The sequence below is a fragment of the Devosia sp. genome, from assembly GCF_040509215.1.
Classification (GTDB): Bacteria; Pseudomonadota; Alphaproteobacteria; order Rhizobiales; family Devosiaceae; genus Devosia.
This window is the reverse complement of record NZ_JBEVLL010000397.1, coordinates 1-9712: the sequence shown is the minus strand read 5'-3', so window position 1 is coordinate 9712 and position 9712 is coordinate 1. Positions and strand designations below refer to the sequence as shown.

Genomic DNA, 9712 nt, shown 5'->3' with positions numbered 1-9712 from the left:
CGGCATGCGGGAAGGGGCCCGGGTAGAGGGCGTTTACGCGGATACTCTTCGGACCATAGTGGCCGGCCATGTAGCGCACCATCTGGTTGAGGCCGGCTTTGCCGACGCCGTATTCGATGGCATTGGGGGCCATCTTGCCGGGGTAGTTCTTCGGGTCCGGCGAGACGACGCCGTACATGGAGGAATAGAGCACCATGGCGCCGCCGGGGGCCATTTTACTCGCGGCAGCGCGGGCGAGGAGGAAGGCGCCGGTGAGGTTGATGCGGTTGGCGAGGTCGAAGGTCTCGGCATCGAGGGCATCAAACGTCTTGCCGGAGTTGAAGGCGGTGGCGGCGATGAGGCCCGAGAGATCACCGAAGGCCATGGTGGCGCCGTCGACGCAGGCGAGGATCGAGGCTTCGTCGGCCATGTCGAGGGGCAGCGTGGCGACGCCACCGGAGCCGGGCGCTGCCGCGACTGTGGTACGGGCGACTTCGAGACGCTCGATATCGCGGTCGGCGATAATGACATTGGCGCCCTGTGCCTTGAGCAGCAGGCAGACGGGGGTGCCGAGGTAACCGGCGCCGCCGGCGACGAGGACGCTGCGGCCTTCAAGAGAAAACATGTTTGGCCTCAGCGGTTTATCGAGACGATGACGCGGTCTTGCCAGGACTTCTTGGCGGCAAGGGCGATCTGGAGGTTCTGGCGGGCTTCGCCGAGGGTCGCGAGATGGCAGGGCTTGCCTTCGAGCGCGTCGAGCATGGCGTTCGCCTGGATGGTGAAGCGGGCCTGATGGGCTTCGGTCGGGACGAGACCGTCCATGTAATCGTGGCGGTCTTTCCACTGGCCGCTATCGTCGTCGGCAAAGCTGAGGACGGAGTGTTCAAGGAAGAGATTGCCTGATGTGCCGATGAAAGAGGCCTGATTTATATTGGGTTTCTGGAACTGGTTGATGGTCACATTGGCCATGGCGCCGTTTTCGAAACAGATGTTTACGAGGCATGTATCCTCCGTTTCGGTGCCTTCGAGGACCAGCCGATCATACATGGCGCCGACGGCGACGGGCTGGCCCATGAGCCAGATCAGCATATCGAATGTGTGGCTGGCGGCATCGAGAATGGCGCCGCCGCCCATCTCCGGGCGGGCGTAGTAAGTGCGCTGGAAGTCGGGGCGGTATTTTGGAAATTCCTGCGAGGAATTGACGTAGGCTAGCTTTAACGACCCGATCTTTCCGTCATTGATTTGCTGACGGACTGCTAGCACTTCGGGGGCGATGCGGCGGATATAGCCGACCCTGGCGAGGATGCCGGCGCTTTCGACCGCTTCGAGCGCGGCGTCGACGCCTTCCATGGTCACGGCGAGGGGCTTTTCGACCATGAAGGGGAGCTTTGCTGCAGCGCATTTGAGCATGAGCGGTACATGCAGATGGGCCGGAGCACAGATGACGGCGAGATCGAAGGACGACAGGTCGGGTTCATCGAGATCGGCATAGCTGCCGACGAGCGAAAACATCGCTTCGGCCTCGGCGCGCCGCTCGGGGTGCGGCTCGACGATAGAGAGGCTGGCGCGCCCGGTCGCCGCATAGCCGCGCAGGTGGCGACGGCCAATGCCGCCGCTGCCGATAATCAGAACCCTCGTCATTCGATCCCCATCCCTCGGATCAAGCGCAATTTTCGAATGCCGCTTGACACCCCAAAAAACTATGTTGTTATGTTAATGAGATAGCTTAAGCTGTCAACATCGGTTTTCGCGGTTTAACGAGGGAGTTTCGCCGCCAATTCCGAGTTTCATAGAATTATCTTTCGTGAAATTGAATTTCTGTGCGATTTTGTGAAACAAATTTTTCAGGAGGGCGGTCATAAATGTCGAAAATAGCTACTCCTGAAGCCTCAAAGTTCAATTCTTTCAACGTATCTAGTCGTTTTGGTCGACCAAAGTCGGAAAATTTGACACCAAATTCAGCTTCGTGGTTGCGTGTAAAGCGCGATCAGGAGGGGGACGCAGTGACTTTTGGTGCGGCTGACATTGCCGGCATGCTGGCAGAGGAAGTGCATGGGGGCATTCTCGAAGTGGGTGCCATGCTCCCTTCCGAGCGTGACCTGTGTGATCGCTTTGGCGTGGGCCGGACGACAATCCGCGAGGCGGTGAAGCGTCTCGAAGCTATGCGACTGGTGGAGCTGCGCAAGGGATATCGGCCCCGGGTGGCCTATCCGACGCTCACGCAATTGATGGGCAGCATTTCGGCCGCGTCCGGGCTGTTTTTCCGGGGCACCGAGGGCGGTGCACATATGGAACAGGCGCGGCTCTTTCTCGAAACGAGCCTCGCCCGCTATGCGGCGCAGTCGGCGACGCCGGCCCAGATCGGCAAGATGGTTGCGGCTATCGAGAAGGGTGACAAGGCGCTCGACGACTTGCCTGCCTTCCGGATCGCCGATGTGGAATTTCACCGGGCGCTGGCAGAAGTGCCGGGCAATCCGATCTTCGTAGCGCTGCACGATGCGTTCGTGGGTGGGCTGATGATGTCGCGGCCGGGGCCGAAGGATGTCGTGAGCCACAACCGGCGCAGCAATGACGAACACAAGGGCGTGGTCCAGGCCATCATCGCGCATGACGCGGAGGCCGCCGTCACGATCCTGACCAAACACCTGACGCGTAATTACGCGATCTACGTCAATCACGTGCTGACCCCACTCGAGGACAGCAATCAGGACCCGGAGGTGTGAACCAGAACGACTGACTGCAAGCGGTGTGGAGACCGCGATCGTCCGGCGTCACCGAGTGGGGATTCGGCCCGGACCCATTGAACAAGTTTCATAACAGGGGAACGCAGATGCAATTCAAGAAGCTCATCGCCGTCGGCCTTGCCGCGCTGATGTCGACGACCGCGATCGGTGCCGCCTTGGCCCAGCCGATCAACGAGAACCCATTGTCCGACCCGCGCGTGCGCCAGGCTATTGCCTACGCCATCGACATGGACACCATCATCGAGACCATTTTCGAAGGCCAGGCGGTTCGTGCCGTCGGCATGCTTCCGGATGGTCCGAACAAGCCGACCGATCTGATCCGCTACGACTATGATCCCGACAAGGCCCGCGCGCTGCTGGCCGAAGCCGGCTGGGATTCGAGCCGCGAGCTTGATGTGGTCTACTACTATACCGACCAGGCGACCGCCGACCTGATGGCCGCGCTGCAGGCCTATCTCGCCGATGTCGGGATTTCGATGAACTATCGCCTGGTTGAAGGCGATGTCGCTTCGCAGATTTCCGTGGTGCCCGATGATCCGGTGAACGGGCCGTCCAAGGTGACCTGGGACATGCTCTACGGCGCCCGTGCCGCGCTGGCCCTGCAGGAATATTTCAACCGCTACGCCTATGGCCTCAAGCCGATGATCCCGAACATTCCGCGGATGAACGAGCTGGTTGCCAAGGTGAACGGCACGACCGATCCCGAAGTGCAGCGCGAGGGCTACTTCGAGATGGAACACATCATCAATGAGAGTGTGTACCAGATCCCCCTCTACTATCAGCAGCTCTATACCTATGAGAGCGACCGCCTCCACCGCAACGATGCCCCCTATGGCAACGAGCAGTACAACTACAACTGGGGCGTCGAGAACTGGACGATCGATCCCGATGCCTCGGGCAAGGGTGTGCTCTACACCAATGCCGGCCCGGCGCAGTTCTTCGAAGTGCCGTGGCAGAACCTCGGTATCTGGGTGGCCAACAAGTTCGCCTTCGACACCGTGCTTGAAGCCGATGGCGCGCTCACCCCGATCGGTGGCGAAATGGCCGATACCTATGAGATCAGCGAAGATGGATTGACCTTCACCTTCACGCTCAAGGACGGCCTGACCTGGCATGACGGCGCGCCGATCACGGCGGAAGATATCGTCTGGTCGATCGGCGCGGCGGCGAAATTCCCGGTTACCCATCCGGTGGTGCAGTCGACGCTGAAGAAGATCGAAGGGGCCGATGCCTTCGTCAAGGGCGAGGCCGATACGCTGGCCGGCGTTACCGCCGAGGGCAATACTGTGACGGTGAAGTTCGCAACGCTCGACCCGAACGTGCTGCTGACCTTCAGCCAGTTTGCACCGCTGCCGGCCAAGCACTTCGAAGGTGTCGACCCGGTGACGCTGCAGCAGGCGCCGTTCTGGCAGAAGCCGATCGGCTCGGGCCCGTTCAAGATCGATGAAGTGGTGATGAACGACTACACCACGCTCGTTCCGTTCGAGGGCTACCATAAGGGCACGCCGAAGATCGAACAGATCATCGCCCGTCCTTCGAGCGACAATGACGGCAACCTCCTGGTCAACGCCCAGGCCCAGAAGGCCGACTTCGGCTACACCAAGGTGGCCGGCGACGTGCCGGGCCTTGAAGCGCTTGAATACATGAATGTCTACCCGATCGACATTCCCTATACCCGCATGCTCTGGATCAACCAGTTCCCGCATCCGACGAACTGACCCTGACTGTGGGGGCATTGGCGGCAATGCCGATACTCCCACGTCTTTTTTCCTTTTATTGACGGGGATTGGCCAGACACGATGCTGACCTACATAATCAGGCGCGTCCTGATCCTGATCCCGATGGCTTTTGTCATCTGCTTCCTGGTCTATCTGGGACTTGAACTCACGCCGGGAGACGCTGTCTCCCACATGATCAATCCCGATGCCGCAGGCAGCATGAACCCGGCCCAGCTCGAGGCCCTGCGTCAATCGCTGGGGCTCGGGCAGCCGTTTCATGTGCGGTTCTGGTCGTGGTTCACCAATCTCCTGCAGGGCAATTTCGGCTACTCGATGAGTGGCGGCGTGCCCATTGCCAATATCATTGCAACGCGCCTGCCGGCGACGCTGGAACTGGCCGCGGTGGCGCTGGTGTTTTCGACCGTGGTCGGCAGCCTGCTCGGCGTTTTCAGCGCTCTCAAGCGGGGCAGCAAGACCGATAGCGCGCTGACCGTCATCGGCATGCTGGGCGTCTCGATCCCCGAATTCTTCTTCGGTCTCGTTGCCATCTCGATCTTTGCGCTGAACCTGGGATGGTTTCCGGTCGGGGGGCGTTCCATGCCCGGCTATGTGACGCTGTGGGACCGGCTGCCGCATATGGTGATGCCGGCCATGGTGCTCTCGATCATGCTGACCGCCGGCGTGATGCGCTATGCGCGCTCGTCCATGCTCGATGCCCTGAGCCGCGATTTCATCAAGACCGCCCGCTCGAAGGGCCTGCCGGAATGGCGGGTCAACCTGCTGCACGGGTTTCGTGTGGCGCTGACGCCGGTTGTGGTGCTGATCGGCTTCCGCCTGCCGGTTCTCATCGGCGGCTCGGTGATTATCGAGCAGGTGTTTCAGTGGCCGGGGATCGGCAACGAATTCATCTCCGCGGTGCGTTCGCAGGATTATCCGGTGGTGATGACCATCGCGCTGCTCTCGGTCATGGCGGTGCTCGTCGCCAGCCTCATCGTCGATATTCTGACCGCGGTGATCGATCCGCGCGTGCGGCTGGGAGAATAGTCCATGTCAGGCCCCAACTATCCCACCACACGCCGCCGTACCCGGCTCGATGCCCAGTTCGACCGCATTCGCGCCCGCGAAGAGGCTGGCCTGGCCACCTCGGGTAGCGGTTCGCGTGCGGTCAAGAAATTCCTCAACAATCGCCTGGCGCTGTTCGGCCTTATCGTCTTTGCCATCATCATCCTCTCGTCGATCTTTGCCCCGCTGCTGACGCCCTATGATCCCAACAAGATCGACCTGCGCGGCATGTTGCAGGCGCCGAGCTGGGAGCATTGGTTCGGCACGGACCGGACCGGACGCGATCTTTTTGCGCGCGTGCTCTATGGCGGCCGGATTTCCATTCTGGTGGGTCTGGGAAGTGCTGTCCTTGCGGCGATCATCGGCGTGTTGATCGGCGTCTATACCGGCTATGTCGGCGGGTGGCTCGATGCGCTGGCGATGCGTGTCTCGGAAATCTTCATGTCGTTTCCGCAGATCATTCTCGTGCTGATGCTGGTCTCGATCATGGGCCAGTCGCTGGTCAACCTGATGCTGATTTTTACCCTGACCGGGTGGGGCGGCATCTACCGCATGGCGCGAGCGCGGATGCTGAGCCTGCGCGAAGAAGAGTATGTACTGGCGCTGCGCAGTTTTGGTCTCAGCCGGCCGCTGATTGCCTACAAGCATATGCTGCCCAATGCGCTGGGGCCGATCATGGTCAATATCACGCTCTCGACGGCCGCCTTTATTCTGCAGGAAGCGGGGCTGAGCTTCCTCGGCCTCGGCGTGCCGCTCTCCATTCCCACCTGGGGCAATATTCTCAACGTGGCGCAGGACATTCGCGTGCTGCAGACCAATTGGTGGATCTGGCTGCCGGTGGGCATGGTGATTTCGCTCTTCGTGCTGAGCGTCAATTTCATCGGCGATGGTCTGCGCGATGCGACCGATCCGAGCCAGCAGGGGTGATGCGATGACCGCTACTCAAGACATCGCCATCAGCGTGCGCGATCTCAAGACGTTCTTCTATACCAACAACCGCTGCAACAAGGCGCTCAACGGGGTGTCCTTCGATATCAAGAAGGGCAAGACGCTGTGCATCGTGGGGGAAAGCGGCTGCGGGAAATCCGTGACCGCCGCCTCGATCATGCAGCTTTTGCCGACGCTGTCGCGGATCGAGCAGGGCGAGATCATCTATCACGCCGACCGCGGCGACATTCCGCTGCATGCGCTCGAAAAGAACGGACGGCATATGCGGCGCATTCGCGGGGCCGAGATCGCCATGATCTTCCAGGACCCGATGACGGCGCTGAACCCGGTCTATTCGGTGGGTTTCCAGATCAAGGAAAGCCTCAAATACCACATGAAAATGGTGGGGCGGGTGGCGCATCAGAAGGCGATTTCGCTGCTCAAGGAAATGGGCATCGCCTTGCCGGAAAAGCGGGTGAACGACTTTCCGCACCGCTATTCGGGCGGCATGCGGCAGCGCGCCATGATCGCCATGGCCATGGCCTGCAGCCCAAAGGTGCTGATCGCCGACGAGCCGACTACGGCGCTCGACGTGACCATTCAGGCCCAGATTTTTGAGCTGATGGACAAGCTCAAGCGCGAGCATGGGACGGGGATCATGCTGATCACCCATGACATGGGCGTGGTGGCTGAACTGGCTGACGATGTGGCCGTGATGTATATGGGCAATATCGTCGAGGCGGGGACGGTGGACGAAGTTCTGCGCCAGCCGACCCATCCCTATACCAAGGCGCTGCTCGCCTCGGTGCCGGTGCTCGGCAAGGGGAAGAACCAGGACATCAAGGCAATTCGCGGCTCGACGCCCGATCCGCTCAACCGCCCCAAGGGCTGCCAGTTTGCCGACCGCTGCGACTTCGCGGTGGCGCAGTGCCAGACCATGCCCGAGGAAACCCATATTACGCCGACCCATCGGGTCATGTGCTGGCGCTACAAGGAGCTGGTCCCCAATGGCTGAGAACAAGGACGTTATCCTGCGCCTGCGCGGAGTGAAGGCGCATTTCCCGGTCAAGGCGGGCGTGTTCAAGCGCACGGTGGGCCATGTGCGGGCCGTCGATGGCGTCGATATTGACGTTTATCGCGGGGAAGTGCTGGGGCTGGTGGGTGAGAGCGGCTGTGGCAAGACCACGCTGGGCAAGACCATTTTGCAACTGGTGCGCTCGACCGAGGGCGAGATCGTCTATCGCTCGCCGCAGGACGAGGAATCGGACCTGACCAAGCTCGACAATGCGGGGTTGGTGCCGTTTCGCAAGCGCTTGCAGATCGTCTTTCAGGACCCGCATTCCTCGCTCAATCCGGCCTTTACGATCTTCGGATCGCTGGAAGATCCGCTGAAAAAGTATGGGGTGAAGTCGCGGGAAGAGCGCCGGAAAATTATCGGCGATCTGCTCGAAGCGGTGAATATGCGGCGCGAATATATGGATCGCTATCCGCATGAGTTTTCGGGTGGGCAGCGGCAGCGTATCGGTATTGCCCGGGCACTGAGCATCGAGCCGGAACTGATCGTCTGCGACGAGGCGGTGTCGGCGCTCGATGTGTCGATCCAGGCGCAGGTTTTGCAGCTTCTTATGAAGCTCAAGGATGAGCGCAAGCTCACCTATATCTTCATCACGCACGATCTCAGCGTCACCGAATATATCTGTGACCGGGTGGCGGTGATGTATCTCGGGAAGGTCGTGGAGCTGTGTCGCTCCGAGGACCTTTTTGCCAATAATCTCCACCCCTATACCGAGGCGCTGCTCTCGGCCATTCCGGTGGCCGATCTCGACAAGAAGAGCGAGCGCATCGTTCTGCAGGGGGATGTGCCGAGCCCGGTCAATCCTCCCTCGGGGTGCCCGTTTCATCCGCGCTGCCGCTACGCCAAGGACGTCTGCAAGTCCGTGGTGCCGCCGCTCAAGCGCTATCACACCGGCGGGCACGAGCATTTTGCCGCCTGCCATCTCATCGATTTGCCGGAAGCGACGGAAGAGCCTGTCGCCATTTCGGCCTGACCTTTCAACCCGGAGACGGAATTGTCCGCACTTTCCAAGATCAAGGGCGTGTTGCCCGCGCTTGTTACCCCGTTCGACGAGAACGAGAATTTTGACGAGGGGCGCATGCGCGCCGTCGTCGATTTTCTCATCAACCGCGGTGTCGACGGGCTCTATGTGACCGGCAGCACCGGCGAGGCCTTCATGATGTCGCCCGAGGAGCGCAAGCGGGCGCTCGAGGTGGTGACGGATGAGGTGAAGGGGCGGGTGCCGGTGATTGCCCATATCGGGGCGATCAGCACGAGCCTATCCATTGATCTGGCCAAGCACGCCGAGAAGGTGGGGGCGGATGCGCTCTCGTCGGTGCCGCCCTTTTATTGGGGTTTCTCGCAGGACCAGATCGTCTCCTACTATACCGACATTACGGCTTCGACCGGGCTGCCGATGTGCGCCTACAACGTGCCGTTGGCGGGGCTGTTTGGTTTCGACCTGATCAAGAAACTGGCCGATATTCCCGGTGTCGAGGGCATCAAATATACCGCGACGACGCATCACGAGATCATGCGGATCAAAGCCGAGATCGGGTCGGATTTCATCATCTATTCGGGTGCCGACGAGATGGCCATGTCGGGCCTCGCCTTTGGCGCCGACGGCATTATCGGCAGCTTTTATAATTCCATCCCCGAGGTCTATCTGGCGCTGAATGCGGCGGTGGCGGCGGGCGATATGGAAAAGGCCAAGGCGCTGCAGGAAGTGGGCAATGCCGTGATCTTCTTCACGTTGGCACGCAATCCGATTGCGGCGATCAAGCGGGCCATGGCCTGGCAGGGGGCTGATGCCGGCTATTGCCGCAAGCCGTTCGGCAATTTCTACACCGAGGCCGAGGAAGAAAAGCTCAAGGCCGAGTTCCGTGCTTTCAAGGCGGAACGCGGCCTGACCGGCGTCAATTTCCTCGACGCGATCTAGGGCATGCGGTGAAGCAGGTGATGTCTGGCTGCAAACGGCACTTTTCTGCGCCTCCGGTCCTCGCGTACCGAACGTACGCTCCGGTCCGGTTCTCGAAAATTACCGTTTTCGCTCAGCCCTGACCTGCTACCCACACACCCTACGCCAGAGCGGCGCGGACGTCGGTTCGCGCCGCATCGATAAGGCCACGGGCCGTGTCGTGGAAGAGGGCTTCGCGCTGGGTGATGCTGAGGCCTAGTTGGCGGGCGCCGCGCTTCATGGCGCGCAATTGTTCGTAGCGGATATAGGT

At 60.7% G+C, this 9712-nt stretch carries 9 protein-coding genes; 7 read left to right on the top strand and 2 right to left on the bottom strand.

The window, feature by feature from the left end; translation table 11 throughout:
* The coding region (locus tag ABW043_RS22075) for an SDR family oxidoreductase (RefSeq protein WP_353923348.1) at positions 1–604 on the bottom strand (604 nt) is incomplete at its 3' end.
* 8 nt (positions 605–612) lie between these two features.
* Positions 613–1620: a Gfo/Idh/MocA family protein gene (locus ABW043_RS22070; protein WP_353923347.1), complete on the bottom strand. Its 1008-nt coding sequence runs from the start codon at positions 1618–1620 to the stop codon at positions 613–615.
* A 362-nt stretch (positions 1621–1982) separates the two neighbouring features.
* On the opposite strand from ABW043_RS22070, the gene ABW043_RS22065 reads away from it, so the two are divergent.
* From ABW043_RS22065 to ABW043_RS22035, 7 genes are all read left to right on the top strand, one after another.
* Positions 1983–2702 (top strand): FCD domain-containing protein, encoded by a 720-nt coding sequence (locus ABW043_RS22065; RefSeq protein ID WP_353923346.1) that lies wholly within the window; start codon positions 1983–1985, stop codon positions 2700–2702.
* 107 nt (positions 2703–2809) lie between these two features.
* Entirely contained in the window at positions 2810–4441 is a 1632-nt protein-coding gene (locus tag ABW043_RS22060; protein ID WP_353923345.1) for an ABC transporter substrate-binding protein, read from the top strand.
* 81 nt (positions 4442–4522) lie between these two features.
* Positions 4523–5485: an ABC transporter permease gene (locus ABW043_RS22055; RefSeq protein ID WP_353923344.1), complete on the top strand. Its 963-nt coding sequence runs from the start codon at positions 4523–4525 to the stop codon at positions 5483–5485.
* Positions 5486–5488: 3 nt separating this feature from the next.
* On the top strand, positions 5489–6430 hold the full coding sequence (locus ABW043_RS22050) for an ABC transporter permease (protein WP_353923343.1): 942 nt from the start codon (positions 5489–5491) through the stop codon (positions 6428–6430).
* A 4-nt stretch (positions 6431–6434) separates the two neighbouring features.
* Positions 6435–7445, top strand: a complete 1011-nt coding sequence (locus ABW043_RS22045) for an ABC transporter ATP-binding protein (RefSeq protein WP_353923342.1) — start codon at positions 6435–6437, stop codon at positions 7443–7445.
* Positions 7438–8478, top strand: coding sequence for an ABC transporter ATP-binding protein (locus tag ABW043_RS22040; protein ID WP_353923341.1), 1041 nt, complete (start codon positions 7438–7440; stop codon positions 8476–8478). Before ABW043_RS22045 ends, ABW043_RS22040 begins: the two co-directional genes overlap by 8 nt.
* A gap of 21 nt (positions 8479–8499) precedes the next feature.
* Positions 8500–9423 (top strand): dihydrodipicolinate synthase family protein, encoded by a 924-nt coding sequence (locus ABW043_RS22035; protein ID WP_353923340.1) that lies wholly within the window; start codon positions 8500–8502, stop codon positions 9421–9423.
* Positions 9424–9712 lie beyond the last annotated feature (289 nt).

Coding starts and splice junctions, on each gene's coding strand:
- ABW043_RS22070 (WP_353923347.1), bottom strand. CDS start 1,620: ATGACGAGGGTTCTGATTATCGGCAGCGGCGGCATTGGCCGTCGCCAC.
- ABW043_RS22060 (WP_353923345.1), top strand. CDS start 2,810: ATGCAATTCAAGAAGCTCATCGCCGTCGGCCTTGCCGCGCTGATGTCG.
- ABW043_RS22055 (WP_353923344.1), top strand. CDS start 4,523: ATGCTGACCTACATAATCAGGCGCGTCCTGATCCTGATCCCGATGGCT.
- ABW043_RS22050 (WP_353923343.1), top strand. CDS start 5,489: ATGTCAGGCCCCAACTATCCCACCACACGCCGCCGTACCCGGCTCGAT.
- ABW043_RS22045 (WP_353923342.1), top strand. CDS start 6,435: ATGACCGCTACTCAAGACATCGCCATCAGCGTGCGCGATCTCAAGACG.
- ABW043_RS22040 (WP_353923341.1), top strand. CDS start 7,438: ATGGCTGAGAACAAGGACGTTATCCTGCGCCTGCGCGGAGTGAAGGCG.